The sequence below is a fragment of the Candidatus Palauibacter sp. genome (genome assembly GCF_965197445.1).
GTDB lineage: Bacteria > Gemmatimonadota > Gemmatimonadetes > Palauibacterales > Palauibacteraceae > Palauibacter.
The window spans coordinates 1,261,254-1,288,169 of record NZ_CBDANE010000005.1; the positions used below are offsets into that span (position 1 = coordinate 1,261,254).

The following is a 26,916-nucleotide window of genomic DNA, read 5'->3' on the forward strand; positions in this document are numbered from 1 at the left end:
CGCCATGTCCGCAGGTCGCGCAGGTCACTCAGGTCACTCGGCTCGCACAGGCCGTGTAGCCGGCGAGCGGGTCTATACCGGGCGCACCATCCACGTCGACGTGGACCAGGTGCGCTTCCCGGATGGCTCCGTCGGCGCACTCGAGATGGTCCGGCATCCCGGTGCCGCCGCGGTCGTGGCACTCGACGGCGTGAGGGACGGCCCCGAGCCCCTCGTCATCCTCGTGCGTCAATACCGGTACGCGGCGGAGGGGTTCATCTGGGAGGTGCCGGCCGGGAAGCTGGAACCCGGGGAGCCTCCGGAAGCGTGTGCGCTCCGCGAACTCGAGGAGGAAGCGGGACTGCGTGCCGGGCGCCTCCAGCGGCTGGCTTCGGTGTACACGACCCCCGGCTTCACCGACGAGGTCATCCACCTCTTCGTGGCCTGGGATCTGGAGCCGGGCCGGATGAGTCACGAGGCGAGCGAGTTCATGGATGTGCATCGGCTTTCACTGAGCCGTACCATTGCGATGGTGGCCGACGGCGAGATCCGCGACGCGAAGACGATCTGCGCGCTCACCCTGGCCGCACGCTGGGTGGATCGAATCGGCTCCTGTGGGGTCTGACCCTTTAACCCTCGCCTGACAAGGACCGGCATGGACATGAAGCCGAAGCTTGAGTCGACAGGGCAATACATGACGATCACCGAATCGGACCGCCTCGGACGCCATGAGCTGGGAGGCCTCGAGGATGCGGAACTCGTCTCGCATTATCTGAATGGTCAGCGTTTCGCGTTCACCGAGATCGCCGAGCGCTATCAGGACCGCCTGCTGAACTTCATCTACCGGACGATCGGGGACCGCGACCGCGCGGAGGACCTCGTACAGGAAACCTTCGTGCGAGTCTACCGGCACCTGCACAGGTTCGACCCAACGAGGAAGTTCTCGACCTGGATCTATACGATCGCCAGCAACCTGGCGAAGAACGAACTGCGGAACCGGGCACGGAACCCGCTGGTACTCTTCCATACGATCCGGAAGAGTTGGGAAGCCGACCACCGGCCGCTCGAATTCGAGGACAACGCGTACCGGCCCGACGATCTGTTCCGGAAGCGGCGCGTGCGCGAGCAGGTCGAGGCCGCGGTGACGGAACTGCCCGAACATCACCGGGTAGTGTTCGTCCTGCGCGAACTCGAGGGGAAGACCTACGAGGAGATATCAGAGATTACCGGAGTCACGCTGGGGACCGTAAAGTCGCGCCTCAACCGGGCGCGGAATCGGTTCGCCCGGATCATCGCACCGATGCTCGACTAGGTCGGAGCGCCTGGCTCGTCCGGTCCCGGGCTCGCCCGGCGGACGGGAACCCTGGCATGTTAACCGGAGTAATAGTCCTGGAGATGGACGTTTGAATGACGGTTCTGTGATGGCTTGCAAAGAGTTTCTAGAGCGCTACACCGAGTATCGCGACGGGCTGCTGTCCGCCGGCGAGAGCGGTCGTTTCGACGCGCACCTCGAGAGTTGCGAGTCGTGTCGCCGCTACGAGAGTGTCATTACGCGCGGTCTCGCCGCCTGGCGGGCGCTGCCCCGCGTGACTACGTCGTCGGATTTCCAGCCTCGACTGCAACACCGCCTCTACCATGTCGACGACCCGGGGAGGCGGTCTTTGCGTGCGCACGTCGGCCGGGCGGCGATGATTGCCGTGGGGGCTGCCGGGTTGTTCACCCTGAGCGTGTCGAACCGAAATCAGCCGCTCAGCGTGGAGGTGCAGCTCCCGCCCGTCACCGCAGACGCTCCCCTGGAAGCGGTGGCCGAGAGCCAGCCGAGTCTGTTCGACAATAGTCCCTACATACCCGGGCGGTTTCTGGTCCCGTTCGCGCCCGCCCTGGACGACGCGGGTGGGCTGTTCAGTTCCTCATACGACATGACGATCGTGGCGGGAGACTCGACCCTCCTGCTCGCTGAACCGCGTTCCGGCCAACTCGACGAGTCTCGCTGACCTGCAGCACGCGGCGGCAAGAGCCCCCCCCTCCAAGGTTTCCACGCGTTGAGCGCCCCTCTCGACCCGCGACTCGCGCGTGCACTGGCTCGGAGTTCTCCGAGCGGTGGCTGGTTCCTCCACGGCGATGCCGTCCGCCTGCGCGACGAGGCCGCACAGCAGCTCGTCGATGCGGCCCTCGACCCGGCCACGCGCGACTTCAACTACGACCAGTTCCAGTCCGAGGCCGTGACCGGCGAGCAACTCGCGTCCACCCTCGCCATGCCACCGATGATGGCCGAACGTCGCGTCGTGTTCGTCCGCGACGCCGAGCGCCTCGGGGCCGGGGTCCGCGCGGTCCTCAAGCAGGCCGCGGAAGCCCTGCCGTCCGACATCGCGCTGATCGTCACGGCGACGATCCCCAAGGGTTCTCGCGCGGCCTTCTACCGCGATCTGAAGAAGAGTTGCCGCACGCTGGAGTGGAGCTCTCCCCGGCCGGCCGAAGTCCCCGGCTGGATCCGCGACCGCGCACGGCGGCGCTGGGGGCTCGACCTGTCCCCGGGAGCCGCCCAGTGGATCGCGGGAGCGGTCGGGCCGGACCTCTCGATCCTGGACGCCGAACTCGAGAAGCTCTCGCGGCTCCCCGCCGACCGCCGGACCGAGGCCGACATCAAGGCGCTGGTCCCCCGGACCCATCGAATCGATCGCTGGACGTGGCTCGACCTCGTGGCCTCCCGGAAGTACGGTCGCGCCTTGCGCGAGCTTGACGATGTGCTCACTTCGGAGCGGGGCGTCGGCCTCGTCGCCGGCCTTGTCGAGCATCACCTGCTGCTGGGCCTGGCCCTCGATGGAGGGAGCCCCGCCTTGCGGGCCGTCCTGTCGGAGACCGGACGGGGCTACCTGTCCTGGAAGGCGGACGCCTACGCGAGACAGGCGAGGGCATGGACCGTAGACGAACTCGATCACGCGCTCCGCGCGCTGCACCGCGCCGACCGGCACCTGAAGTCGGGCCGGCCCGACCCGGCGGTGCTCGCCGACCTGCTGCTGGCGCTGGGACAGACCGGGGGCGCCGCGGGATGAGAGTCGGGCGGCGGGTGTGGCCGCTCGTGCTCCTCGCCATCTGCCCGGCCCCCGCGTTCGCCGCACAATCCGCCGACCCCGCGGCACTCGTCCGCCTCGAGGCCGAGGTCGAAGCCGGGAGGGCCGAAGGCGTCGCGGAGGCGGTCGGACGCTGGATCGCGGAGGCCAGGAATCCGACCCGCGAATCGCTCGCACGCGCACGCTACCTGCGGGCCCGGCTCATGGCCGATGCGGATTCCGCGCGCACCGCGCTGCTCGCCCTCGCGCTGGATGGCGGCTCGTCCTTTGGGGCTCTGGCGTGGCTCCGGCTGGCCCAGCTGGACCTCGCGCTCGGCGCACCCGCCCGCGCGTCGGCCGACCTCGACCGGCTGCGCGCCGACTATCCGCGGAGCCCCCTGGCGACCGTCTCATGGCACTGGACGGCGCGGACGCTCGAGGCTCGGGGTCTGCTCGCCCGGGCCTGCGAAGCCTGGCAGCGAGCGGTCACCGAAGCGCGACGGGTGGGCGACGCCACGTCGGCTCGCCTGGCGGCGGTGGCCTCGACCGGCTGCGGCGCGGGCACTCCCCGCTTCACGGTGCAGGTAGCGGCGTTGTCGCGGGCGGAGACCGCGCGCGAAATGCGGTCCCGGCTGGAGGTCGACGGTTTCCCGGCGAGGGTCGTCGAGGACGACGCCCTGCACCGCGTCCGCGTGGGCCGGTTCGCGAGTCCCGAAGCCGCCCGCGGCCTCCAGCGGCGCCTGCATGACGCCGGCTACGCGGCCGACATCGTACCCGAGGCGACATGACCCGAACGGCCGCTCGCGGGGGTGCCGCCTCCACGCCGATGATCCGGCAGTATCTGGACATCAAGTCCCGCCATCCCGACTCGCTGCTCTTCTTCCGGGTCGGCGACTTCTACGAGCTGTTCTTCGAGGACGCGGAGGAGGGAAGCCGGTTGCTCGGACTCACCCTCACCGCGCGCAACAACGGCGGAAAGCGCGACGTCCCCCTCGCGGGCGTGCCGGTCAAGGCCGTCAACGAGTACGTCTCCCGACTCCTCGAACTGGGGTGCCGCGTGGCGATCTGCGAGCAACTCGAGGATCCGGCGGAGGCGCAGGGGCTCGTGCAGCGGGATGTGGTCGAGATCATCACCCCCGGCACCGTGCTCGAAGACAAGCTGCTCGTGGCCCAGCGCAACAACTACGTCGTGGCCATCGCCGGCGAGGCGCCGTTCGGACTCGCCATCGTCGACCTCTCGACCGGTGAGTTCGAGCTTCGCGAGCTGGCCGGCGCCACGGACCTGCGCGACGAACTCGGACGCCTCGAACCGGCCGAGGTCCTCATCTCCGAGGAGATGGATCCCCCGGCCGGCCCATGGCACCTGACGCCGCGGCCGGGCTGGCGGTTCGACGCGTCGCTGGGAGAGGAGCGACTCCGCGAGTGGTTCGGCGTGACGTCCTCCATCGGGTTCGGTCTCCATGTGGACCGCGACACGCGGCTCCTTGCGGCGAGCGGGGCGCTGCTCGGTTATCTGGAGGAGGTGCGGCCCGCCGGCCTCGACCACCTGCGCCCCCCGCGCGTCGACCGCGCCGGCCGCGTGATGTTCCTGGACGACATGACCCGGCGGAACCTCGAACTCGTCGAACCGCTGCGTCCCGGAGAGGGCGCGTCGCTGCTGACGCTGCTCGACCGCACGCGTACACCGATGGGCGCGCGGCTTCTGCGCCGGCGCCTCCTTCGGCCGCTCGTCGATGCCGACGAGATCACGGCCCGCCTGGACGCCGTTCAGGAACTCGTCGAACGCCCGGACGACCGGGAGCACATCCGCGGTGCGCTGCGCCCCATCCGCGACCTGGAGCGGCTCGCGGCGCGTGTCTCGACCGGCCGGGTGGGGCCCCGCGAACTCCTCGGCCTCGGCCTCTCCCTCGACGCGCTGCCCGGCCTGGCCGCGGCTCTCGGCCCGCTCGAGGCCGCCCGCCTCGCCGAACTCCGCTCCGGCTTCGATGCGCTGGAGGACGTGGCCGCGCGCGTGGCCGAGGCCATCGACCCCGAGACGCCTCGCGCGCTCAAGGATGGTGGCGTGATCCGGGCCGGATTCTCGGCCGAACTCGACGAACTGCGCAGCCTGCGCACGAACGCCGTCGACGTCATCGCCGGCATGCAGATCCGCGAGCGCGAGCGGACCGGCATCGATACGCTGAAGATCGGGTTCAACAAGGTGTTCGGGTACTATCTCGAAGTCACCAAGTCGAAGCTCGACCGCGTACCGGAGGAATGGACGCGCCGGCAGACCCTCACGAACGCTGAACGCTACCTCACGCCCGAACTCAAGGAATGGGAAGGCAGGGTGCTCGGCGCCGAGGACGAGGTTGCCGGGCTCGAAGCGCGGCTCTTCCAGTCGGTGCGGGACGCAGTCGCCGCCGAGGTGGGCAGGGTGCAGGCGGCCGCGGCCCGGATCGCCGAAATCGACGTCCTCGCCTGTCTCGCCGAGGTGGCGGTCGCCGAGGACTACGTCCGTCCGGATCTGACCGACGACATCGTGTTCGATGTGGAGGAAGGCCGGCACCCGGTGGTCGAGACGAGCGTGGCCCGGGACATGTTCATCCCGAACGACATGCGGCTGGACCAGGATTGCCGCACCATGATCATCACGGGACCCAACATGGCGGGGAAGTCGACCGTGCTGCGGCAGGCCGGACTCATCGCGCTCATGGCTCACATCGGGTCCTTCGTCCCGGCTCGCCGGGCCCGCATCGGGGTATGTGATCGTGTCTTCACACGCGTAGGAGCGAGCGACAACCTCGCGGCGGGGCTGAGCACGTTCATGGTAGAGATGACGGAGACCGCAACCATCCTGCACGGGGCCACCGAGCGATCGCTCGTCCTGCTGGACGAGATCGGGCGGGGCACGTCCACCTACGACGGCCTCTCCATCGCGTGGGCCGTGACCGAGCGGCTGCACGAACTCGGCGCGCGCACGGTGTTCGCCACGCACTACCACGAACTGGTCGGGCTGGCGGAGTCGCTCGAGCGGGGGGCGGCGTTCAACGTCGCGGTGCGGGAGACCGGTCGCGACATCGCCTTCCTGTACCGGCTCGAGCCCGGCGGCTCGGATCGCTCCTACGGCGTGCACGTGGCGCGCCTGGCCGGCCTGCCGGCCGATGTCGTCGGGCGCGCCGCCCGCATCCTCCAGGTGCTCGAGAGCGGACCGTGGGGAGCGGGCGGGCGTGGCGCCGCCCTCGCCGAAGGCGGGATCGGACAGCTCTCCCTGTTCGACGCCGCCGACTCGCCCGGCGAAGAAGGAGCCGCCGATGTCGCGGCGGCCCGGGAACTGCTCGACCGGCTGGCCCGCCTCGATGTCGACCGGCTGACCCCGCTCGAGGCGCTGAACACGCTCGCGGAGTGGAAGGCGTTCGGCGATGCGTGAGCGCCCCCGGGCTTCGAGGACCAGGCTCGCCGCGCCCGGCCTCGCCATGCTCGGCGCCGTCCTCGGTGCCGCCGCCTGCACCGAAGACGCCCGCCCCACGCTCGGCGGCCTGCAGGTCGACCGATCCGGCGACGCCAGCTTCGTCACACCCGCCCTGGAACCGGGGCGCGCCCCCTTCGCCTACCCCCTGGACCCCTGGGAGCGAGGCGTGGGCGGCGAGACCCTCCTCCGCATCCACATTTCCGCCGAGGGACTCGTCGATTCCGCGGCCGTCTTCCGGTCCTCCGGCGATCCGGCGCTCGATTCCGCGGCGCTGGCGGGCGCCCGGCGGCTCCGGTACCGCCCCGCGCGCCACCGCGACGCCCCCATCGCCATCTGGGCGCACCTCCCCGTCCGCTACCCTCGGCCGCGATGACTGAGCCCCGACTGCGCGTCGGCGTCCTGTTCGGCGGCGAGTCGCCGGAGCACGAGGTGTCGCTCCAGTCGGCGAAGAACGTGATCGAGGCCATCGATCGCGACCGCTACGAGGTCGTACTCATCGGGATCGACCGGCGAGGACGCTGGCACCTCGCGGACGAGTCCCGCTTTCTCAGGAACGCTTCGGATCCCCGGCGCATCCGACTCCCCGCCTCGACGACTGGGCTGGCCGTGGCCGTCGGCCGCAACGCGGAGATCGCGCCCCTCGGCGGGGGGGACCCGCTCCCTCCGCTCGACGTCATCTTCCCCGTGCTTCACGGCCCCCTCGGAGAGGACGGCGCCGTCCAGGGTCTGCTGCGTCTCGCGCACCTCCCCTTCGTCGGCCCCGGCGTCCTCGGCTCGTCCGTGTGCATGGACAAGGACGTGGCCAAGCGCCTGTTGCGCGACGCCGCGATTCCCGTCGCTCCCTTCATCACCGTCCTCGCGCGCGGGGAAGCGCCCCCCTGGGACGACGCCGTCGAGGCGCTCGGCGCCCCAGTCTTCGTCAAACCGGCGAACATGGGATCGTCCGTCGGCGTTTCCAGAGCGGACACGAACAGCGAGTATGAGCGGGCGCTCGACGAGGCCTTCTCTTTCGACACCAAGGTTCTCCTCGAGCGGACGATCCGGGGGCGGGAGATCGAGATCTCGGTGCTGGGGAACGAGACCCCCGAGGCCTCCATCCCCGGCGAGATCGCCCCCCGGCACGGCTTCTACTCCTACGAGGCGAAATATCTGGATGAAGGCGGCGCCGATCTGCTCATCCCGGCGGACCTCGATCCGGCGACCACCGCGCGCGCCCGGGATCTCGCGATCCGCGCCTTCCGCGCCCTGTGCTGCGAGGGGATGTCCCGGGTCGACCTCTTCCTCACGACCGAGGCGTGCGGCGACCTGGAGACGGGCGAACTGATCGTGAACGAGATCAACACCATTCCGGGCTTCACCAGAATCAGCATGTACCCGAAGTTGTGGGCGGCGAGCGGCGTCCCCTACCCGGAACTCATCGACCGTCTCATCCGTCTGGCGATCGAGCGCGCCGAGCGCGAGGATCGGCTGGCTTCCGCGATCGACCTCGAGACATGAGGATGCGACGGCCCGCGTACCAGTCCGGCGGCGTCCGCTTCGGGCACGGCTTCCCGATGAGCCGGTGGGTGCTGCGCCTCATGATCGCGAACTTCGCGATCTTTCTCCTCACGGCGCTGCGGATCATCCCCATGTCGGCGATCGAGTGGCTGGGTTTCGCCGTGCCGGGGTTCCTCACGCGCCCGTGGACCATCGTCACCTACATGTTCCTGCACGGCGGCTTCGCGCACCTGTTCATGAACATGCTCGCCCTCTTCTTCTTCGGGCCGCCGCTCGAGCGGAAATGGGGCAGCCGCTTCTTCCTCAAGTACTACCTCGCCACCGGGCTCGGCGGCGCGGCCTTCTCCGTCCTCCTCTACTCGCTCACGGGTCCCACGCTGATGATCGGGGCCTCCGGCGCCATCTTCGGCCTGCTCGTGGCGTTCGCACTCAACTGGCCCGACGCGAAGATCTTCCTCTATTTCGTCTTCCCGGTGCCCGCCAAGTGGTTCGTTGCGGCGCTGGGCGCCTTCACCCTTCTCTCGACCGCCCAGGGCTCGCCGGACGGGGTGGCGCACTGGGCGCACCTCGGCGGCCTGGTCACCGGTTTCGTCTATCTCCGCTACGGGGAGCGCATCGGCCGTCTCGTCCAGCAGGCGCTGTACAAGGAGAAGAAGGCGAAGACAGTGAAGCCGGTCCGCGTGGAGCCGAGACGCAAGCGGCGCCCGAAGCCCGCCAACGGCTCGCCGTCTTCCGGCCCTCGCCACCGGCGCCGCACCGACGGTGACTCCCTCGACGAGGTCGACCGCATCCTCGACAAGATCCGCGCCGGCGGCATGGACTCGCTGACCCCTCGGGAACGCGCGTTCCTCGACGAAGTGAGCCGGCAGTACAAGGAGACGCAGCAGCCGGAGAAGAAGAGCCGCACGCACTAGCCGCCCCCGGCTGGAGTTTTGCCTCGCCGGTTTCTACAATACTCGCCCCGCGCGAACCCCCCGCCCGATGCCGGTTCGCGCTCATGACCCGGCTACCATCCCAGGAGGTGCAAATGGTGTCTGCCGCCTCGGTATATGAAACGCCGAACATCCGCAACGTCGTTCTCTTCGGCCACGGCGGCGCCGGGAAGACGACGCTTGTCGATGCGATGTGCTACGTCGCCGGCGACACCAGCCGGAAGGGCGACGTCCAGAAGGGGAGCGCGCTCACCGATTTCACCCCCGAAGAGACCGGCCACGGAATCTCCATCAACCTCGGCGTGGCCCACGCCTGCTGGAACGACGCCAGGGTCAATCTCATCGACACCCCCGGCTATCTCGATTTTCTCGGTGAAGTGATGGCGGGGATCCGCGTGGCGGATGCGGGGATCTGCGTGATCGACGCGATCTCGGGCGTCGAGGTGGGGACGGAGAAGACCTGGGCGGCCGCCAAGGCCGCCGGCCTGCCGCGGGCCGTCTTCGTCTCGATGATGGACCGGGACAACGCGGACTTCGGGAACACCGTCGACCAGATCCGGGCCGAACTCGATTCCGGCGTGATGCCGCTCCAGCTCCCGATCGGTGAGGGCGCCGACTTCAGCGGCATCGTCGACCTCCTCACCATGACGGCGCACCGCTTCAAGGGAGGAGACCTGGGCGCCAGCGACGAGGTCGACATCCCCGGGGAGAGTTCGGCGACCGCCGAGGAGTTCCACGAGGAGCTGATCGAAGCCATCGTCGCCGCCGACGATGATCTGCTCGAGGCCTACTTCGAGGGCGAGGAACTCGACCCCCGCCGGGTCATCGAAGTGCTGTCGGACGCGATCCGCGCCGGCGACATCGTCCCCGTGTTCTGCGGATCGTGCCAGACGAGCGCCGGGGTGCCGGCCCTGCTCGACCGGATCGTGGAGTTGCTGCCGTCGCCCGACCGTTCCGTCGCCCAGATGGCCCGCGACGGAAGCGGCGAGGTGACGCTGGAGCCGGGAGCCGCCGCGCCCACAGCGGCCCTCGTGTTCAAGACGACGTCCGAACCGCACGTCGGCGACCTGAGCTATTTCCGCATCTTCTCCGGGCGGATCGCGAACGGTGTCACGCTCGCCAACCCCGAACGCTCCGCGACCGAACGCATCGCGCACATGGCGATCCCGCACGGTTCCCGGCGCATCGACGTGGACGCGCTGAACCCCGGCGACATCGGCGTGGTGACCAAGCTCAAGGACACCCACACGGGCGACACGCTCTGCGACAGCGGGAGCGCGCTGATACTGGAGGGTATCCAGTGGCCGAGCCCCGACCTCTCCCTCGCCGTCACCGCCCGGACCCGTGGCGACGAGGACAAGATCGGCAGCGGGCTCGCCAAGATTCACGAGGAAGACCCGACCTTCTCCTCCGGCTACGACGGCGAACGCGGGCAGACCATCATCCGCGGACTCGGGGAGATCCACCTCAACATCTCACTCGAGAAGATGACCCGGAAGTACGGGATCAACGTCGATACTCATCAGCCCAACATCGCCTACCGCGAGACCATCACGCGGGTCGCCGAGGGCCACGGCCGGCACAGGAAACAGTCGGGAGGCCGCGGCCAGTTCGGCGATTGTCACGTCCGCCTCCGGCCGCTGGCGCGTGGTGAAGGGTATGTGTTCGTCGACTCGATCAAGGGCGGCGTGATCCCGACCAAGTTCGTCCCGGCCGTGAACAAGGGCATCGCGGAAGCGTCCCGGAGGGGTGTCCTCGCGGGCTACCCTCTCGTCGACTTCGAGGCCGAGTGTTTCTACGGCTCGCACCACTCCGTGGACAGCTCCGATATCGCCTTCCAGATCGCCGGGTCGCTGGCCTTCCAGAAGGTGGCGAGGGATGCGAATCCCGTGATCCTCGAGCCCATCATGGAGATCGAGGTCGAGACCCCCGAGGAGTACATGGGGGAGGTGATGGGAGACCTGAACCAGCGCCGCGGCCGCGTGCTAGGCATGGACTCGAAGGGGCGGCGGCAGGTCGTGAAGGCCCGCGTCCCGCAGTCCGAACTCTACAAGTACTCGGCCGCCCTGAGGTCTCTCACGCACGGGAAGGCGACGCACACCCGGAGTCTGGCTGCGTACGAGCAGGTTCCCCCACATGTTCAGGAGAGAGTGATCGCCGAGTCCCGGCGCGACGATGACTAATAGGATGACAGGATGCCGAATAGAATGCCGAATAGGATGACGAGTAGCGGGAGGAGCAGGCGGTAGCCCGTGGCGGGCCATTCGAAGTGGTCGAAGATCAAGCGCCAGAAGGCGGTGACCGACAAGGCGAAGGGGAAGCTCTTCTCCAAGCTCGGGCGCGAGATCGCCGTGGCGGCGCGCGAAGGGGGAGGGGATCCGGACTTCAATCCCCGCCTCCGGACCGCGATCGACAACGCCAAGGGCCAGCGCATGCCCGCCGAGAACATCGACCGCGCGGTCCGGCGCGGGACGGGGGACCTGCCGGGGACCACCTTCGAGGAGGTCACCCACGAGGGGTACGCGCCGAGGGGCGTGGCGCTCTTTCTCGAGTGCCTGACCGACAACCCCCGCCGGACGCTGGCCGAACTCCGGCACCTGCTCGACAAGCGCGGCGGCAACCTGGGCCAGAGCGGCTCGGTCGCGTGGATGTTCGAGCGCAAGGGTCAGATCTTCGTGCCCGCCGAACGGGGCGACGAAGACACGACGCTGGACGCGGCGCTCGAGGCCGGGGCCGAGAACTTCGAGTCCGAGGACGGCATGTACCTCGTGACGACGACGGCGGCCGACTTTCACGACGTGCTCGCCTCGATGCGCGGCGCCGGCATCCCGGTCGCCGAGGCGGATCTCGCCATGGTGCCCAACAACACCGTGAGGCTCGCGGGCCGCGAGGCGGAGAAGATCCTCGGCATCCTGGAGGCGCTGGACGAACACGACGACGTGCTGAAGGTGAACACGAACGTCGACCTGGAGGACGCGGACTGGGAGGCCGTCTGAAGGTGCTCGGCATCGACCCGGGCACCCGGGCGACCGGCTACGGCTTCATCGAAGGGCGGCGCCCGGCGCCGGGTCTCGCGTACCGGCTCATCGAGTGCGGCGTCGTGCGGCCGCGCGGAACGGACCTCCCCGGCCGGCTCGTCGACATCCATACCGCGGCGCTCGAACTCATCGACCGGCTGGAGCCGACCTGCGTGGCGATCGAGAGCGCCTTCTACGGGCGGAACGCCCGCACGGCTCTGGTACTCGGGCATGCGCGCGGCGTCCTGGTGCTGGCGGCCGCGCTGCGGGGGCTCCCGGTCCACGAGTACGCGCCGCGCGAGGTGAAGAAGCGGGTCGTCGGGACCGGCGCCGCGAGCAAGGAGCAGGTGGGCTTCATGGTCAAGCACCACCTGCGGCTCGGCGAGGCGCCGCACCCCGCGGACGCCGCGGACGGCTGCGCGGTCGCCCTGTGCCACCTTCTCGCGGGGCCGCTGCCTTGATCCGGCGGCTGCGCGGCGAGCTGGTCGGGCGCGGGTCGGGCGCCGTCGAGGTCGTCACGGGCGACGGCGTCGGCTACGAGGTCAACGTGCCCCTGGGGCTGGCCGACCGTCTCCCGTCCGAGGGAGGGATGGTGGAACTGCACACCGTGCTCGTCGTACGCGATGACGCGTTCGAGCTGTACGGATTCGAGAGCGCACGGGACCGCGAGCTGTTCCAGCGGCTGCGTGTCCCGAGCGGGGTCGGGCCGCGCCTCGCCCTCGCGATCCTCGGGGCCCTGCCGCCGGAGCGGGTGGTGCGGGCCATCCGCGCCAAGGACCACCGAACGCTCCAGACCGTGAGCGGCGTCGGCCGCAAGACGGCCGAGCGGATCGCGATCGAACTCGCCGACAAGCTCGACGACATGAGCGACATGAGCGACACGGACGGCGGCGCCGCGGCGGCTGGCGCTCCGGTCCTGGCGGCCGTGAAGGCGCTGCGCGGCCTGGGTTACCCGCACGCCCAGAGCGAGAACGCCGTGCACAGGGCGCTCGAATCGCTCGAGGGCCGGGAGGTCGACGCCGAGGAACTCGTGCGTCACGCGCTGCGGCACGTATGACGACGCCCGAGCCTCCCGGCCCCGACGAGCGGCCGCGCACCGATATCACCACGCCCGAGTCGCTCGAGGCCGACCTGCGTCCGGATGCGTCGCTCCGCCCGCGCCGGCTCGACGAGTTCATCGGCCAGGCGAGGGTCAAGGAGAGCCTCTCCGTCTTCGTCGAAGCGGCGCTGGGCCGCGAGGAAGCGCTCGATCACACGCTCTTCTACGGCCCGCCCGGCCTCGGCAAGACGACGCTGGCCCTGCTTCTCGCCCAGGAACTCGGCGTCGACATCAAGCTCACCTCCGGGCCCGTGCTGGAGAAGGCCGGGGACCTCGCCGGACTGCTCACGAACCTCCCGCCGCGCGGCATCCTGTTCATCGACGAGATCCACCGCCTGCGCCCCGTCATCGAGGAGTTCCTCTACCCCGCGATGGAGGACTACCGGATCGAGATCCGGCTCGGGGACGGTCCGCGCGTCGAGACGTTTTCGATGAAGCTCGAACGCTTCACGCTCGTGGGTGCGACGACCCGCTTCGGGCTCCTGACCGCCCCCATGCGGGCGCGTTTCGGCGTCGTCGAGCGGCTGGGCTACTACCCGACGGAGGAACTGGAGCGAATCGTCACCCGGTCGGCCCGTCTCCTCGACATCCCCATCACGACCAGCGGCGCGGACGAGATCGCCCGGCGCGCCCGCGGCACGCCCCGCATCGCGAACCGCCTGCTGCGCCGCGTACGCGACTTCGCCCAGGTGCGGGCCGAGGGGACGATCGACGTCGAGACCGCCGCGAAGGGCCTCGCGCTGCTCAACGTCGACGAGTACGGCCTCGACGAGATGGACGGCCGCGTGCTCAAGGCGATCATCGAGACGTTCGACGGCGGTCCGGTGGGGCTCGCCTCGCTCGCGGTCGCGGTGGGCGAGGATGCGGGCACGCTCGAGGAAGTCTACGAGCCCTACCTGATCCAGAACGGCTACATGCAGCGCACGTCGCGCGGCCGCACGGCCACCCGGAAGGCGTACGAGCGCTTCGGCTACGCGCTCCCGCGCGGGGAAGCCGGCGGGGCGCAGGGCGCGCTTTTCGGCGATGACGGATGACCGGGCGGGCCGGACGGAGGCGTACGATTACGAACTGCCGGCCGAGCTGATCGCGGCCCGTCCGGCCGAGCGGCGGGATGCCAGCCGGCTCCTCGTGGTCGACCGCGCGCGGGGCGGCTTCACGGACGCCGCCTTTCCCGCGCTGCTCGACGGGCTGTCCCCCGGCGACGCGGTCGTCGTCAACGACAGCCGCGTCTTCCCGGCCCGGCTGCTGGGCCGCAAGCCGACCGGGGCCCGCGCCGAGATCCTCCTCGTTCGCCCCGAACCCCCGGCGCTCGATCCGGCTCTCGACCCGGGGCTCCACCCGTCCGACTCCTTCGACCGGACGGACGCCCGGCGGTGGCGCGCCATGGTCCGCCCCGGCGGCAAGCTGAAGCCGGGCCGCACCGTGGACATCGCCGACGGATTCGCGGTCGAGATCCTCGACTCCGCCCCCGATGGCACCCGCCTCGTGCGGCTCGTCGGCGACGGCGACCCGTGGAACCTGATCCACCGCCACGGCCGCGTCCCCCTTCCGCCCTATATCGCGAGGGACGGCACGCCGGAGGACGACCCCGGCGATGACGCCGAGGATCGCGAGCGCTACCAGACCGTCTACGCGGCGCCGGTCGGCAGCGTCGCCGCCCCCACGGCCGGACTCCACTTCACGCCCGAACTGCTCGCCCGCGTCGAGGCCCGCGGCGCGCGCCTCGTCAAGCTCACCCTCCACGTCGGGTTCGGGACCTTCCGCCCGGTCACCGCCGCCCGCATCGAGGCACACCGCGTCGCGCCGGAGGCCTACAGCTTCTCACAGGCCGCGGCCGACCGTCTGAACGCGACGCGGGAGTCGGGCGGCCGCGTGTTCGCCATCGGCACGACCTCCTGCCGCGTGCTCGAGACCGTGGGCGCCGGCGGCCGCTACGAGCCGCGACGGGGATGGACGAACCTCTTCATCCGGCCCCCGTACGAGTTCCGGGCCGTCGACGCCCTCGTGACCAACTTCCACCTCCCGCGCTCCAGCCTCCTCATGCTCGTGGCGGCCTTCGGGGGCCGGGAACTCGCGCTCGAAGCCTACGCCCACGCGATCCGCGAGCAGTACCGCTTCTATTCCTACGGCGACGCGATGCTGGTCATATGACCCGGCCTCCCGGAAAGGAACGATTCCGTCTGGAGGGGACGAGCGGCCGTGCGCGCGCCGCCGTGCTGAGTCTCGCTCGAGGGGAGATCCGCACGCCGTGCTTCATGCCCGTCGGGACGCTCGGCACCGTGAAGTCGCTGACCCCCGGAGAACTCCGCGAAGCCGGCGTCGAGGTCCTCCTGGGCAACGCCTATCACCTCTACCTGAGACCCGGAACCCGCGTCCTCACCGAACTGGGCGGACTCCACCGGTTCATGGGATGGGACGGTCCCATCCTCACGGACTCGGGCGGTTTTCAGGTGTTTTCTCTGGCGCGGATCAACGAGATCGACGACGAAGGCGTGACCTTCCGCAGCCACCTCGACGGGAGCCTGCACCGGCTGACCCCGGAACTGTCGATGGACATCCAGGCCGCGATCGGCGCCGACATCCGCATGGCGTTCGATGAGTGTCCCCCCGGCGAAGCGTCGCGCGAGGCGGTCCGGACCGCCGTCGAACGTTCCCTCGCCTGGCTCGAGCGCTGCCAGGCGCGCCACGAGACTCATTCCGGACGCGACGGACGCGGCGGACTCCTCTTTCCCATCGTACAGGGCGCCTCGTTCGGGGACCTGCGCCTCGAATCCATCGAACGCACCCTGGCCATGGGCGACTGGCCGGGGATCGGCATCGGCGGCCTCTCCGTGGGCGAGGAGAAGGAGGTGACGCACCGGGTACTCGACGCCATCGAACCGTCCCTCCCTCGAGACCGCCCCCGCTACCTCATGGGCGTCGGGTATCCCGACGACCTCGTCGAGGCCGTCCGGCGGGGCGTGGACATGTTCGACTGCGTCGCGCCGACCCGGAACGGGCGCAACGGCACCGCTTTCACGGCCCAGGGTCGCTTCAACATCAAGGGCGCGCGCTTCGCGACCGATCCCGCCCCTCTCGATGAGACGTGCGACTGCGCCTGCTGCGCCCGTTACAGCCGCGCCTATCTGCGCCACCTGTTCGTGAGCGGCGAACTGCTCGGCCTGCGGCTGCTGTCGCTGCACAACGTGCGCTTCCTGATTCGATTGACTTCCCTCGCCCGCGCGGCGATCCTGCGGGGCGAATACAACCGCTGGGCCGACGACTGGCTCGCCACCTACCGGCGCGGGATCCCGCGCGCAGGAATACAAGAGGAAGGTGAGGACGCAGAATGCTGATGTTGAGCCTCATGGGCGGATCCGAGGGCGGAGCGCCGAACCCGGCCGGCACGATGCTGATGATGTTCGGCTTCCTCGCCATCTTCTATTTCATCTTCATCCGACCGCAGCGTAAGCAGCAGCGCGAGCACCAGGAGCTGATCAAGGGTCTGAAGCGGGGAGACGAAGTCACCACGGTTGGTGGCATCGTGGGCACGATCGTCCACCTCACGAACGACCGCGTCACGATCAAGAGCGGCGAGACCCGGCTCGAGGTTGAGCGCTCGAAGATCGGCAGGGTCGGCTCGAGGACCTGACCCCCCGGGGTCGACGCGAGGGCCTGGTTGTGATCCTCGAAATCCGCATGTTCGGCGACCCTGTTCTGAGGGAGAAGTGTGCCCCCGTGGACGGCATCGACGACGACCTCCGCAAGCTGGCGGCGGACATGCAGGAGACGATGTACGAGGCCGAGGGCATCGGGCTCGCGGCGCCGCAGGTGGGCGTGCCGATCCGGCTGTTCGTGTACGACGTGCGTGATCCCGACATTCCCCCCGGCGTGCTCGTGAACCCCGAAATCGTCGAGGCGGAGGGGACGGTGAAGGAGGAGGAGGGCTGCCTCAGCATCCCCGGACTGGCGGAGATCGTCGAGCGCAGCGAGTCCATCGTGGCCCGCGGACTCGACCTCGACGGAGAACCCGTGGAGATCCGGGCCGAAGGCATGCTGAGCCGCTGCATCCAGCATGAGAAGGACCACCTCGACGGCATGCTCTTCCTCGATCGCGTGAGCCCGCTCAAGCGCAAGATCCTGCTCGGGAAGTGGCGGAAACGGGACCGGGACTGAAGACGGAACGGGCGTCGTGAGGGTCCTGTTCTGGGGGACGCCCGACTTCGGGCTCCCTTCCCTCGAGGCGATGAGGGAGGCGGGGCACGAGATCGCCGGCGTGGTGACCAATCCCGACCGGCCGGCGGGACGGGGGCGTGGGGGCCGGGGGAGGGCGCTGCGGGCCAGCCCAGTGAAGCGCTGGGCGCTGGAGGCCGGAGTGCCGATCCTGCAGCCGTCCCGTCCCGGGGAGGGGACGTTCCTCGACGAGGCGCGCCGACTCGGGCCCGACATCTCCGTGGTCGCGGCGTACGGCCGCATCCTTCCGAGCGAAGCGCTCGACCTGCCCCCGCTCGGTTCGCTTAACGTGCACGCCTCGCTTCTCCCCGCGCTGCGCGGCGCCGCACCGATCAACTGGGCCATCATCCGGGGTCATCGGGAGACCGGGGTGAGCATCCAGCGCATGGTCGTCGAACTCGACGCCGGACCGGTGCTCGGGCAGACCCGCATCCCCATCCACGCGACGATGACGGCGGGAGAACTCTACGGGGAGGCCGCCGCGGCCGGAGGCACGCGCGTCGTCGCGGTTCTGGCGGAGGTCGCGGCCTGCCGCGCCCTCGAGACGCCGCAGGACGACACGCGCGCGACGTGGGCGCCCAAACTCGACCGGGGCGCGGCCCGGATCGACTGGTCGCGGTCCGCGGAGGAACTGGGCCGTTGGCTGCGCGGCTGCGATCCCTGGCCCGCGGCGTGGACCTCGCTCGCGGGGCGGTCCGTCCAGTGTTTCGAGCCCGCGATCTTCCCGGCGCGCGAAGTGGGCGGCGGCGAGGCGCCGGATGCGGCCGCGCCGCCCGGCACCGTGCTCGAAGCCCATCCCGTGCGGGGGCTGAGCGTCGCGACCGGGTCGGGCGTGCTGCAGGTCGGGGCCGTGAAGCCGGCCGGCGGCCGCCGCATGGCCTCGGCCGCCTGGGTGCGGGGGGTGGCCGACCTGAAGGGGGCCCGCTTCGACTGACGCACGGCCCGCTCTCCCCCGGCTTCATGTGCTCGTCTCGGAGCGCGAGGTGGACGGCGCCGCCGGCGTGCTGGAGCGCGCGGCGCCCATCGCGGTACACCTGAGAGCGCGACTCCCCACTCGGAGCCTGTTCGAGATCGCGGCCCGACTGGCTCCGGTCGCCCGCGCGACAGCGGGCTGGCTGGTGGTGAACGGCAGGCCCGATGTCGCGCTGGCGGCCGGTGCGCAGGCTGTGCAGCTTGGGCGGACCGCTCTCGGGGTGGAGGAGACGCGCCGGATGGTCGAGGCGTGCGGGGGAAGGCTGGCGATCGGGGCATCGGTGCATGATGCGGAGGGCGCGTTTCGAGCCGTTCGGGACGGCGCCGACTACCTCGTACTGGGTACGATCTACGCGACGCCCTCGCACCCCGGGATCGAGGGGAGCGGGCCCGCCGCCGTGGCCGCCGTGCGCCGCGGGCCGCGCTCCGGGCCCGTACCGCCGGTCCTCGCCATCGGCGGCGTGCGCGCGGACCGCGTGGACGAAGTCGTGAGCGCCGGCGCGTACGGGATCGTGGTGGGGCGCGCCGTGTGGTCCGCGCCCGACCCGGGGCAGGCGGCGCTCGACCTGAGGAGACGGCTTGATGGAGATCCTGATGGAGATACGCATACAGGTGAACGGACGGGAGCGTGACGTTCCCGCGGGAACGTCCGTCGCATCATTGCTCCAGGTCCTGGGGCTGGATGGCCGGGCGATCGTCGTCGAACTCAACCGCCGGATCATCCGGCTGCCCGAGATCGAGCGCGTGCACCTCGAGGCGGGAGACCGCGTGGAACTCGTCCATTTCGTGGGAGGCGGTTGAGTGGACGCATTGACGATCGGCGGACGGACGTTCGATTCCCGGCTCATCGTCGGGACCGGAAAATATCCGAGTCCGGAGATCATGCTCGAGGCGATCCGTGCCTCCGGCGCCGGCATGGTCACCGTCGCCGTGCGGCGCGTGGACATCGAGAATCCGGACCGCGACGACATCCTCCGGACCATCAGCCCCGATGAGTTCGAACTCCTGCCCAATACCGCGGGCTGCTATACGGCGGAGGACGCGATCCGCTTCGCGCGCCTGGGGCGCGCGGCCGGGATGAGCGACTGGGTGAAGCTCGAGGTGATCGGAGACCCCGACACACTCCTCCCGCACACCGAAGAGCTGATCGAGGCGACCCGAGTCCTCGTGGCCGAGGGCTTCGTGGTCCTGCCGTACACCAACGACGATCTGGTTACGGCGCTGCGTCTCGAGGAGGCGGGAGCCGCGGCCGTGATGCCGCTCGCCTCGCCGATCGGAAGCGGCCTCGGGCTGCTCAACCCGCTCAACATCCGGATCATCAAGTCGCGGCTCTCCGTGCCCGTGATCGTCGACGCCGGAGTGGGGACGGCCTCCGACGCGTGCGCGACGATGGAACAGGGTGTGGACGGCATCCTCATGAACACGGCGATCGCCGCGGCCGAGGATCCGGTCGGGATGGCGACCGCGATGCGGCTGGCCGTGGAGTCGGGGCGGCGCGCCTACGTGGCGGGACGCATGCCCCGGCGCGAATGGGCGGTGCCGTCGAGCCCCCTCGAGGGCGTACCGCCCCCGGCTTGAACCCCCGCGCGGCGGCCCACCGGATTCTGGCCGAGGTGCGGGCCGGCGCGCTGTCCGATCGCGCGGCGTCGCGCATCCTGCCCGTCGTGGACCCGGCCGACCGCGGCCTGGCGCTGGAGATCGCGTTCGGCTGCCTGCGGCTCCGCGCGCGTCTCGACGCCTGGGTTCGGGCCTTCGCCGACCGGCCGACGCGCCGTATCGACGCGGACGTGCTCGACTGGCTGCGGATCGGCGTCTATCAGCTCACCGAGTTGCGTACGCCCGACCATGCGGCGGTCGGTGAAACGGTGCGCGCGGCGCGGGGCGGTCTGGGGCGTGGGAAGGCCGGATACGTGAACGCCGTTCTGCGCGCCCTGGCCCGGGGCCGCGACGCCGACCCGTTCCCGGCGCCCGAAGCGGATCCGGTCGCCTACCTGTGCTCGTGGGGCTCGCACCCGGAGTGGCTGGTGCGTCGCTGGCTCGAGCGGTGGCCGCTGTCCGATGTGCGGCGGCTCGTCGAACAGCAGAACCGGCCGCCGGACGTCGTCGTCCGCATGCTGACCGGGGACGAGCCCGCTCCGTCCGAGGTTCCCGAGGTTCCCGAGGGTGTCGAACTCACGCCGGTCGCCGGTTGGCCGCGGTCATTCACGCTCGCGAAGGGCTCCCCCGAGGCGGCGCTCTCCGGCCTGCGCGCGGTCATACAGGACCCTGCGGCCTCCGCCGTGGTAGATTATGTCGGCGGCCGGCCCGCAGAGCCCGTGCTGGACGCGTGCGCGGCGCCGGGCACGAAGGCGCTCGGGCTCGCGGCGGCGCATGGCGTGCGGGTCGTGGCGCTCGACATCTCGCGGCGGCGGCTGGCCCGCCTCGCGGCGCCGGCCCGGCGGCTTGATCTGCCGGTGAGCGCCGCGGTCGCCGACGCCCGGCGGCTTCCGGTCGCCGAGGCCGGAACCGTGCTCGCCGACGTGCCGTGTACGGGCACCGGCGTGCTGCGGCGGCGGGCGGACGCCCGCTGGCGGCTCGAACCGCGAGGCCTCGACGACCTCGTGGCGCTGCAGCGCGAGATTGTGGACGGCTGCGCCGAAGCCGTGAGGCCGGGCGGCCTCCTGGTGTACAGCACATGTTCGCTCGAGTACGAGGAGAATGAAGCGCAGGTGGATGCTTTTCTCGACCGCAGGCCCGACTATCGGCGCGAACCGCCGGAGCTGCCGGAGGCGTGCGTGACGTCGCGTGGCGACCTGTTCGTCCGCCCCTGGCTCACCGGCACCGACGGCGCCTATGCCGCGCGGCTGCGGAGGGTCGCATGAGACTCGTGCGCGTGCTGTGCCTGGCCGGCGTCATGTTTCTCATCGGGTACGGTCTGGCCGCGTGGAAACTCTTCCCCGCCGCGGACGACCCGACCGACGTCGACTTCACGGAAGTCCCCGACCTGATGGGCGCGCCGTTCGACGACGCGGACAGGCAGTTGGCCGAACTCGGTTTCGTGCCCGTCGAGCGCGGCCGGCTCAATCACGAAGAGGTCGCCGCCGGCGCTGTCATCGCCCAGCGCCCCCTCCCCGGCCAGGTCGCCCGAACCGGCGACACCGTGGTCCTCACGACGAGCGCCGGGGTCGAGACTCGCATCGTGCCCGATCTGGCCGGCCTGCCGACCAACGAAGCCGCGACGCTCCTGACCCGGCTCGGCTTCGACATCGACGTCGAGGAGACCGAAGGCGTCGGAACCGCCGGCGCGATCCGCACCGAGCCCGCTGCGGGGACGCGCCTCACGCTGCCCGCCCGGGTTCGGCTCTTCGTCAGCCAGGGAAGGGCGATCGTCTCCGTACCTGATCTCCGGGGCCGCCACGTCGACGACGTCGAGGCGCTCCTCGAGGAATTGGAACTCCGCCTCGGCGCGGTCCGGTACCAGGTCGACGCGCCCGATGTCCAGGGACGCGTCATCTTTCAGAGCCCGGAGCCGGGCTCGTCTCTGCGCGGGGAAGGCCGCGTCTCGGTCATCATCGCCGGGACCCCGCCCGATTCGATCCCGGACGGCCCGCAGGGCCCGCAGAGCCAGGAGGGCTAGATGGACGTCAAAGGCGTGTTCACGCAGAACTGGCCCTACAAGGTCGCGGCGATCGCACTGTCGCTCCTTCTCTGGCTGAGCGTGTCGGCCGACACCGAAATCGCCGAACAGGCCGTGCCCACTCTGCTCGAGTTGCAGGTGAGCGACTCCGCCTGGAGTCTCCGCGAGGTCCTGCCGGCCGAGATCACGACCACGTTCCGCGGCGGGAGGAACCAGGTGTTCGCCGCGCGCTTCGAGGAGACGATCATCCGCAAGGTCATCGACCAGGTGGAGGACAGCGTGGTCCAGATCCCGCTCTCGGCGTCGGAAGTCATCTACAACCGCGAACTCGGGGTCGAGCCGATGACGGTCAGCCCCTCCGTCGTCACCGTCCGTCTCGAGGAGCGGGTGGGGAAGCGGGTCGCCGTCACCGGCCGCACCGACGCGAGAGCGGCGCCCGGGGCCTTCGTCGTCGGGATGCGTCTCGCCCCCGACAGCGTGTGGCTGCAGGGGCCCGCCTCCTTCGTCAACCAGATCTCTCAGGTGTCGACGGAACTGCTCGAAGTCGGCGCGGTTTCCCGGGACGTGTCGCAGCAACTCGAGATTGCCCTGCCGCCCGATCTGGCGGGACTCTCGGTGGACCCCGTCACCGTACTCGGCACCGTGGACGTCGACTCGCTCCGCATCCGCCGGTTCGAGGCCGAGGTGGCAGCCACCGGCGCCCTGGCGGCGATGGCCTCGCTGGAGCCACCCACGGTCACCGTAACCGTCACCGGACCCGCCGCCGTCGTGGACGGCCTCGACCCCGCCGACCTCACCGTGACGGTCGAGATCCCCGACGCCTTCGATGGCGCGGCCTCCTATCCCGTGCGCGCCGTCCTGCCCGACGATGTGACCGAGACCGTGACGATCGATCTCGATCCCGAGCGCGTGCGAGCGGCCCCCGCTTCCGCCCGGCCCGACCCATCAACGCCGTAGCGCCGGCTCGCGGCTTCCGCGACGGGCCGGTCCTCGGCATCGAGACCTCCTGTGACGAGACCTCCGCCGCCGTCGTGGACGAAACCGGAATCCGGGGTCTGGCGATCGCGTCGCAGGACGCACACGCGGCGTTCGGCGGCGTCGTTCCGGAGATCGCCGCGCGCGAGCACATCCGTGCGCTGGACGCGATGGTGCGGCACGCGATGCAGGAGGCGGGCGTCGATCACGAGGAGGTCGCCGGCGTCGGGGTGACCGCGGGCCCCGGCCTCGTCGGCGCCCTGCTTGTCGGCGTGAACTGGGCCAAAGCCTACGCCTTCGCCCGCAAGCTCCCCCTGCTCGGCGTCCACCACATGGAGGGGCACCTGTTCGGGACCGCGCTCGAACACGAAGCCGCGCGGCCCCCCTTCATCGGCCTTCTGGTATCGGGCGGACACACGCTCCTGCTGGAGGCGCGCGCCTGGGGCCGCTACCGGCTGCTCGGACAGACGAGGGATGACGCGGCGGGGGAGGCGTTCGACAAAGTCGCCCGCCGGCTCGGTCTGCCGTACCCCGGCGGCCCCCACATCCAGCGCGCCGCGGAGGGCGGTGCCGCCGACCGTTTTCCCCTCCCGCGGCCGATGCTGCGCGGCCGCGACCGTCCGGGCGACCCGTCCTACTACGACATGTCGTTCTCGGGTCTGAAAACCGCCGTGGCCCGCATCGCCGCCGAGTGCGAAGCCGACCTCGAAGCCGACCTCACGGCCGACCTCGTGTCCGATCTTGCGGCCGGGTTCCAGGAGGCCGTCGTCGACGTGCTGGTCGAAAAGACGCTGCGTGCGGTGGAACGCACCGGCTGCCGCCGGGTCGTACTGGGCGGTGGTGTGGCGCGGAACTCACGCCTGCGCCAACGTTTAGCCGAGCGCCTGAGCTCGTCCGGGGAACTGTACGCCCCGTCCCCGCGCCTCGCGACCGACAACGCGGCCATGATCGCCGCCGCCGCGCGTCATCGCCTGGCCAACGGGGAACGAAGCCCGTGGTCGCTCAACGCCGACGCGGCGCTCGTGTTTCCCGGACTGGTCTGACAGCCGACCCCAGGAGGGTGTCTCAACGTGTATCCCGAACTCTTCACATTGAACCTGCCCGTGATCGGCGAGTTCACGATCACCTCGTTCGGATTCCTGATGGCGCTCGCCTTCCTCGCCGGCTACATGGTCCTGCGCGCCGAGACCGCGCGCCTCGACGCGGGGCGCGACGTCGCGGCCGACATGCTGCTGGGGGCGCTGATCGGCGGCATCGCCGGGGCCAAGATCTACTACGTGCTGCTCTATTGGGACCGCACGGCGCTCGATCCGCTGGGCATGATCTTCTCGCGCAGCGGACTCGTGTGGTACGGTGGGCTGATCGGCGGTTTTCTGGGCGTCGTATGGATGCTGCACCGCCGCCGCGTGGCCTGGGGTCTCGGGGTGGATGCGATCGCCCCAGCCATGTCGCTCGCCTACGGCGTCGGGCGTATCGGCTGCTTCCTCGTGGGTGACGACTACGGACGCCCCACCGACTCCTTCGCCGGCATGGCCTTCCCGACCGGCCTGCCGCCCTCGACGGCCGGCAATCTCAGGCGCTTCGGCGCGGAGGTGGACCCGGCCCTCGCCGACACAGAGGTCCTCGCCGTCCATCCGACTCAACTCTACGAGACCGGGCTCTCGCTCGTCATCTTCTTCGTCCTGTGGCGGCTGCGCCGGCATCCGCACCTCCAGGGGTGGCTGTTCGGCCTCTGGCTGGCGCTGGCCGCGAGCGAGCGGTTCCTCGTCGAGTTCTTCCGGGCGAAGGACGACCGGTTCTTCGGCGGCTTCACCCTCGCCCAGATGATCTCCATCATCCTGTGCGCGGTGGGCGTGGCGCTGGTCGTGAAGCTGCGCCGGCGGGCCGGAGAGGCGGCGGTGTGAGCCGCGCGGGTCTGGTCGGGCTGGCGCTGGGCGTCACGCTCGCCGGGCCGTCTTCGCCGACCGGCCCGTCCCCGCTCGCCGGCCAGACGCCGACCGGCGACCCGGCCCCCCGACGGGCCGAGGTTCGCTCGCTCTACTTCCTTGGCAACGAGGCGCTCGCCGACGGCCAGTTGCGCGCGGTCATCCGCACCCGCAGCACCGAATGCGTCAGCCTGTTTCTGCAGCCGTTCTGCCTGCTCACGGACTGGGGATTCGCCCACCGCCGGTCCTACCTCGACACCCTCGACGTCGCGGACGACGCGCTGCGGCTGCGCTCCTTCTACAGGTTGCGCGGCTACTACGAGGCGGAGGTGGACCGCGCCGTCCGCACCTCGGGCGGCGAGGCGCGCGTCTGGTTCACCATCGCCGAAGGCCCTCCGACCCTCATCGACAGCTTCGTGATCCGGGGACTGCCCGAGACGCTCACGCCCGCCGAGGCCACGGCTCTGATCGGCCTCGACGAGGGCGACCCCTTCGACCTGTACCGGCTCCAGGCCGGGAAGGACACCCTCGTCCAGTCGCTTCGCCGCCAGGGCTACGTCGAGGCCAGTGTCTTCGAGGAGGCGCAGCGCACGGAGGGTGGGGCCGCGCAGGTGGCGCTCGACGTTCAGCCCGGCCCACGCTTCCGCCTGAGGGAGATCCGCATCGAGGGCGGAGAGACCGTGGGAGAGAGAGTGATCCGCGACCTCCTCCCGCTGCGTCCGGGCGACTACTACAACCAGGACGCGGAACAGGAAGGGCAGCGAAATCTCTTCGGCCTCGAAGCCATCCGTTTCGCTTCGATCCGGAGGGAGCCCCGACCGCCGGAAGCCGGCGCCGCAGCCGACTCCACGATCGATCTGGTCGTGCAGGTGACGCCCGCCACGCCGCAGGCCGCGCGCGGCGGCGTCGGATGGAGCACCGACCAGTGCCTCCAGACGGAGGCTCAGCTTACACACCGCAACCTCTTCGGCGGCGCCCGGCGACTGCAGATCACCGGACAGCTCAAGAACATCTTCGCCGCGCAGTTGGACGGGGCGTTCCCCTGCTCGGGTGTCGGCACCGACGCCGACTTCCGGACCCTCAACTACCTGCTGCAGACCGAACTTCTCCTGCCCGCCGTGTTCTCCAGGGAAAACAGTGTACGGGCCAGGGTGTTCGTGGAACGCGAGACGATACCCGATGTCTTCATCCAGGACGCCGCGGGGTTCGAGGTAGGTCTGACGCGACGCATGAGCCGGCGACTGTTGGCCACCCTGTCGTACTCGCCCAGGTACACCGGCTTCGGCGAGCAGTCCGCCGACATCTTCTTCTGTGTCAACTTCGGCTTCTGCGAACCCGAGGACATCCTCACGGTGACGCGCTCCCGGTGGCTCGCGCCGGTCACCCTCGGCGTGGTCTACAACGGGACCGACGACCCCCTGCGGCCGAGCCGCGGCTACTACCTGACGGCGGAAGGCGAGGTGGCGCACGCCAGCACGGGCTCGCAGTACAAGTACAACCGCATTCTGGCCCAGGGTGCGATCTTCACGGAACTCGAGCCCGCCCTCGTCGTCGCCGCCCGCGTCCGCATGGGCTTCGTCCGCTTCCCCGGCACCCGGATCTTCACCCCCGGAGCGGTGACGACCGACCGTCTCGTCCATCCCTCCCGACGCTTCTTCGTCGGAGGCTCCCAGAGCGTGCGCGGCTTCGGCCAGAACCTCCTCGGTCCCCGCGTGCTGGTCGCCGATCAGGTCGAGGACTGTCCGATGGGAGACTTCGAGGCCTGCGTCCAGCGGCTGGCCGCCGAGGATCCGGGCGCCTTCGACCAGCGGCCCCGGGGCGGCGACGCCCATCTGGAAATCAATCTCGAACTTCGGCGATACCTGAGCCCGCAGTGGGGTCTCGTCTTCTTCGCGGACGCGGGCAGCGTCTCGCAGAACCTGACGGAGCTGAAGAATGTGGTCTGGACGCCCGGCTTCGGACTGCGATATACGAGCCCCATCGGTTCCATCCGTCTCGATGTGGGGTACAATACAACGTACGCGACCGACTTGCCGGCGATCGTGTCGCTCGAGGACGGGACGCTGGTTCAGATGCCTCGACCCGTGCGGTTCGACCCGTTCCGCTTCGATGACCCGTCCCCGCTGCTCGAGGTCTGGCGCCGGCTTCAGATTCACGTGTCGATCGGAGAAGCGTTCTGAGTTCCGAAGAG

28 protein-coding genes are annotated in these 26,916 nt (G+C 70.2%); all 28 read left to right on the forward strand.

Features of this window, described 5'->3' with window-relative positions; genetic code table 11:
• Positions 1-4 precede the first annotated feature (4 nt).
• A complete protein-coding gene (locus tag ACN9M6_RS12850) occupies positions 5-604 on the forward strand; it encodes an NUDIX hydrolase (RefSeq protein WP_419163296.1) in 600 nt (199 codons plus the stop codon).
• Between the two features lie 36 nt (positions 605-640).
• Positions 641-1,291, forward strand: a complete 651-nt coding sequence (locus tag ACN9M6_RS12855) for a sigma-70 family RNA polymerase sigma factor (RefSeq protein WP_419163297.1) — start codon at positions 641-643, stop codon at positions 1,289-1,291.
• A 109-nt stretch (positions 1,292-1,400) separates the two neighbouring features.
• A complete protein-coding gene (locus tag ACN9M6_RS12860; RefSeq protein WP_419163298.1) occupies positions 1,401-1,973 on the forward strand; it encodes a zf-HC2 domain-containing protein in 573 nt (190 codons plus the stop codon).
• A gap of 48 nt (positions 1,974-2,021) precedes the next feature.
• On the forward strand, positions 2,022-3,032 hold the full coding sequence (gene holA, locus ACN9M6_RS12865) for a DNA polymerase III subunit delta (protein ID WP_419163299.1): 1,011 nt from the start codon (positions 2,022-2,024) through the stop codon (positions 3,030-3,032).
• Positions 3,029-3,817: an SPOR domain-containing protein gene (locus tag ACN9M6_RS12870; RefSeq protein ID WP_419163300.1), complete on the forward strand. Its 789-nt coding sequence runs from the start codon at positions 3,029-3,031 to the stop codon at positions 3,815-3,817. Before holA ends, ACN9M6_RS12870 begins: the two co-directional genes overlap by 4 nt.
• Complete coding sequence (gene mutS, locus ACN9M6_RS12875; RefSeq protein WP_419163301.1) at positions 3,814-6,438, forward strand: DNA mismatch repair protein MutS; 2,625 nt, start codon at positions 3,814-3,816, stop codon at positions 6,436-6,438. The genes ACN9M6_RS12870 and mutS overlap by 4 nt, the downstream gene beginning before the upstream one ends.
• Positions 6,431-6,853: an energy transducer TonB family protein gene (locus tag ACN9M6_RS12880; RefSeq protein WP_419163302.1), complete on the forward strand. Its 423-nt coding sequence runs from the start codon at positions 6,431-6,433 to the stop codon at positions 6,851-6,853. Before mutS ends, ACN9M6_RS12880 begins: the two co-directional genes overlap by 8 nt.
• Positions 6,850-7,977, forward strand: coding sequence for a D-alanine--D-alanine ligase (gene ddlA, locus ACN9M6_RS12885; RefSeq protein ID WP_419163303.1), 1,128 nt, complete (start codon positions 6,850-6,852; stop codon positions 7,975-7,977). Before ACN9M6_RS12880 ends, ddlA begins: the two co-directional genes overlap by 4 nt.
• A 2-nt stretch (positions 7,978-7,979) precedes the next feature.
• Positions 7,980-8,891 (forward strand): rhomboid family intramembrane serine protease, encoded by a 912-nt coding sequence (locus tag ACN9M6_RS12890; RefSeq protein WP_419163304.1) that lies wholly within the window; start codon positions 7,980-7,982, stop codon positions 8,889-8,891.
• Positions 8,892-9,004: 113 nt separating this feature from the next.
• Positions 9,005-11,092 (forward strand): elongation factor G, encoded by a 2,088-nt coding sequence (gene fusA, locus ACN9M6_RS12895; protein ID WP_419163305.1) that lies wholly within the window; start codon positions 9,005-9,007, stop codon positions 11,090-11,092.
• Between the two features lie 69 nt (positions 11,093-11,161).
• Positions 11,162-11,905, forward strand: a complete 744-nt coding sequence (locus tag ACN9M6_RS12900; RefSeq protein WP_419163306.1) for a YebC/PmpR family DNA-binding transcriptional regulator — start codon at positions 11,162-11,164, stop codon at positions 11,903-11,905.
• 2 nt (positions 11,906-11,907) lie between these two features.
• The gene (gene ruvC, locus ACN9M6_RS12905; RefSeq protein WP_419163307.1) at positions 11,908-12,387 is read left to right on the forward strand and encodes a crossover junction endodeoxyribonuclease RuvC; all 480 of its coding nucleotides are present in this window, start codon (positions 11,908-11,910) and stop codon (positions 12,385-12,387) included.
• On the forward strand, positions 12,384-12,983 hold the full coding sequence (gene ruvA, locus ACN9M6_RS12910) for a Holliday junction branch migration protein RuvA (protein WP_419163308.1): 600 nt from the start codon (positions 12,384-12,386) through the stop codon (positions 12,981-12,983). Before ruvC ends, ruvA begins: the two co-directional genes overlap by 4 nt.
• A complete protein-coding gene (gene ruvB, locus ACN9M6_RS12915; RefSeq protein WP_419163309.1) occupies positions 12,980-14,059 on the forward strand; it encodes a Holliday junction branch migration DNA helicase RuvB in 1,080 nt (359 codons plus the stop codon). Before ruvA ends, ruvB begins: the two co-directional genes overlap by 4 nt.
• Entirely contained in the window at positions 14,049-15,176 is a 1,128-nt protein-coding gene (gene queA / locus ACN9M6_RS12920; protein ID WP_419163310.1) for a tRNA preQ1(34) S-adenosylmethionine ribosyltransferase-isomerase QueA, read from the forward strand. Before ruvB ends, queA begins: the two co-directional genes overlap by 11 nt.
• Positions 15,173-16,360: a tRNA guanosine(34) transglycosylase Tgt gene (gene tgt / locus ACN9M6_RS12925; RefSeq protein WP_419163311.1), complete on the forward strand. Its 1,188-nt coding sequence runs from the start codon at positions 15,173-15,175 to the stop codon at positions 16,358-16,360. The genes queA and tgt overlap by 4 nt, the downstream gene beginning before the upstream one ends.
• On the forward strand, positions 16,354-16,656 hold the full coding sequence (gene yajC, locus ACN9M6_RS12930) for a preprotein translocase subunit YajC (protein ID WP_419163312.1): 303 nt from the start codon (positions 16,354-16,356) through the stop codon (positions 16,654-16,656). The genes tgt and yajC overlap by 7 nt, the downstream gene beginning before the upstream one ends.
• A 29-nt stretch (positions 16,657-16,685) precedes the next feature.
• Complete coding sequence (gene def / locus ACN9M6_RS12935; protein WP_419163313.1) at positions 16,686-17,180, forward strand: peptide deformylase; 495 nt, start codon at positions 16,686-16,688, stop codon at positions 17,178-17,180.
• Between the two features lie 16 nt (positions 17,181-17,196).
• Complete coding sequence (gene fmt / locus ACN9M6_RS12940; RefSeq protein ID WP_419163314.1) at positions 17,197-18,171, forward strand: methionyl-tRNA formyltransferase; 975 nt, start codon at positions 17,197-17,199, stop codon at positions 18,169-18,171.
• Between the two features lie 49 nt (positions 18,172-18,220).
• Positions 18,221-18,841: a thiamine phosphate synthase gene (locus tag ACN9M6_RS12945; protein ID WP_419163315.1), complete on the forward strand. Its 621-nt coding sequence runs from the start codon at positions 18,221-18,223 to the stop codon at positions 18,839-18,841.
• Complete coding sequence (thiS, locus tag ACN9M6_RS12950) at positions 18,804-19,010, forward strand: sulfur carrier protein ThiS (RefSeq protein WP_419163316.1); 207 nt, start codon at positions 18,804-18,806, stop codon at positions 19,008-19,010. The genes ACN9M6_RS12945 and thiS overlap by 38 nt, the downstream gene beginning before the upstream one ends.
• Positions 19,011-19,787, forward strand: coding sequence for a thiazole synthase (locus ACN9M6_RS12955; protein ID WP_419163317.1), 777 nt, complete (start codon positions 19,011-19,013; stop codon positions 19,785-19,787). It abuts the gene before it with no gap.
• A complete protein-coding gene (locus ACN9M6_RS12960) occupies positions 19,784-21,070 on the forward strand; it encodes an RsmB/NOP family class I SAM-dependent RNA methyltransferase (RefSeq protein ID WP_419163318.1) in 1,287 nt (428 codons plus the stop codon). Before ACN9M6_RS12955 ends, ACN9M6_RS12960 begins: the two co-directional genes overlap by 4 nt.
• Entirely contained in the window at positions 21,067-21,825 is a 759-nt protein-coding gene (locus ACN9M6_RS12965) for a PASTA domain-containing protein (RefSeq protein WP_419163319.1), read from the forward strand. Before ACN9M6_RS12960 ends, ACN9M6_RS12965 begins: the two co-directional genes overlap by 4 nt.
• Entirely contained in the window at positions 21,826-22,782 is a 957-nt protein-coding gene (locus ACN9M6_RS12970) for a CdaR family protein (RefSeq protein WP_419163320.1), read from the forward strand.
• A 38-nt stretch (positions 22,783-22,820) separates the two neighbouring features.
• Positions 22,821-23,843: a tRNA (adenosine(37)-N6)-threonylcarbamoyltransferase complex transferase subunit TsaD gene (gene tsaD, locus ACN9M6_RS12975; protein WP_419163754.1), complete on the forward strand. Its 1,023-nt coding sequence runs from the start codon at positions 22,821-22,823 to the stop codon at positions 23,841-23,843.
• A gap of 27 nt (positions 23,844-23,870) precedes the next feature.
• On the forward strand, positions 23,871-24,704 hold the full coding sequence (locus ACN9M6_RS12980) for a prolipoprotein diacylglyceryl transferase (RefSeq protein ID WP_419163321.1): 834 nt from the start codon (positions 23,871-23,873) through the stop codon (positions 24,702-24,704).
• Complete coding sequence (locus ACN9M6_RS12985) at positions 24,701-26,905, forward strand: BamA/OMP85 family outer membrane protein (protein WP_419163322.1); 2,205 nt, start codon at positions 24,701-24,703, stop codon at positions 26,903-26,905. The genes ACN9M6_RS12980 and ACN9M6_RS12985 overlap by 4 nt, the downstream gene beginning before the upstream one ends.
• Positions 26,906-26,916 lie beyond the last annotated feature (11 nt).

Coding starts and splice junctions, on each gene's coding strand:
- ddlA (WP_419163303.1), top strand. CDS start 6,850: ATGACTGAGCCCCGACTGCGCGTCGGCGTCCTGTTCGGCGGCGAGTCG.
- ACN9M6_RS12880 (WP_419163302.1), top strand. CDS start 6,431: ATGCGTGAGCGCCCCCGGGCTTCGAGGACCAGGCTCGCCGCGCCCGGC.
- ruvB (WP_419163309.1), top strand. CDS start 12,980: ATGACGACGCCCGAGCCTCCCGGCCCCGACGAGCGGCCGCGCACCGAT.
- ACN9M6_RS12855 (WP_419163297.1), top strand. CDS start 641: ATGAAGCCGAAGCTTGAGTCGACAGGGCAATACATGACGATCACCGAA.
- ACN9M6_RS12860 (WP_419163298.1), top strand. CDS start 1,401: ATGGCTTGCAAAGAGTTTCTAGAGCGCTACACCGAGTATCGCGACGGG.
- ACN9M6_RS12970 (WP_419163320.1), top strand. CDS start 21,826: ATGGACGTCAAAGGCGTGTTCACGCAGAACTGGCCCTACAAGGTCGCG.
- ACN9M6_RS12965 (WP_419163319.1), top strand. CDS start 21,067: ATGAGACTCGTGCGCGTGCTGTGCCTGGCCGGCGTCATGTTTCTCATC.
- tgt (WP_419163311.1), top strand. CDS start 15,173: ATGACCCGGCCTCCCGGAAAGGAACGATTCCGTCTGGAGGGGACGAGC.
- ACN9M6_RS12850 (WP_419163296.1), top strand. CDS start 5: ATGTCCGCAGGTCGCGCAGGTCACTCAGGTCACTCGGCTCGCACAGGC.
- ACN9M6_RS12890 (WP_419163304.1), top strand. CDS start 7,980: ATGCGACGGCCCGCGTACCAGTCCGGCGGCGTCCGCTTCGGGCACGGC.
- thiS (WP_419163316.1), top strand. CDS start 18,804: ATGGAGATACGCATACAGGTGAACGGACGGGAGCGTGACGTTCCCGCG.
- yajC (WP_419163312.1), top strand. CDS start 16,354: ATGCTGATGTTGAGCCTCATGGGCGGATCCGAGGGCGGAGCGCCGAAC.
- ACN9M6_RS12870 (WP_419163300.1), top strand. CDS start 3,029: ATGAGAGTCGGGCGGCGGGTGTGGCCGCTCGTGCTCCTCGCCATCTGC.
- queA (WP_419163310.1), top strand. CDS start 14,049: ATGACGGATGACCGGGCGGGCCGGACGGAGGCGTACGATTACGAACTG.
- mutS (WP_419163301.1), top strand. CDS start 3,814: ATGACCCGAACGGCCGCTCGCGGGGGTGCCGCCTCCACGCCGATGATC.
- fusA (WP_419163305.1), top strand. CDS start 9,005: ATGGTGTCTGCCGCCTCGGTATATGAAACGCCGAACATCCGCAACGTC.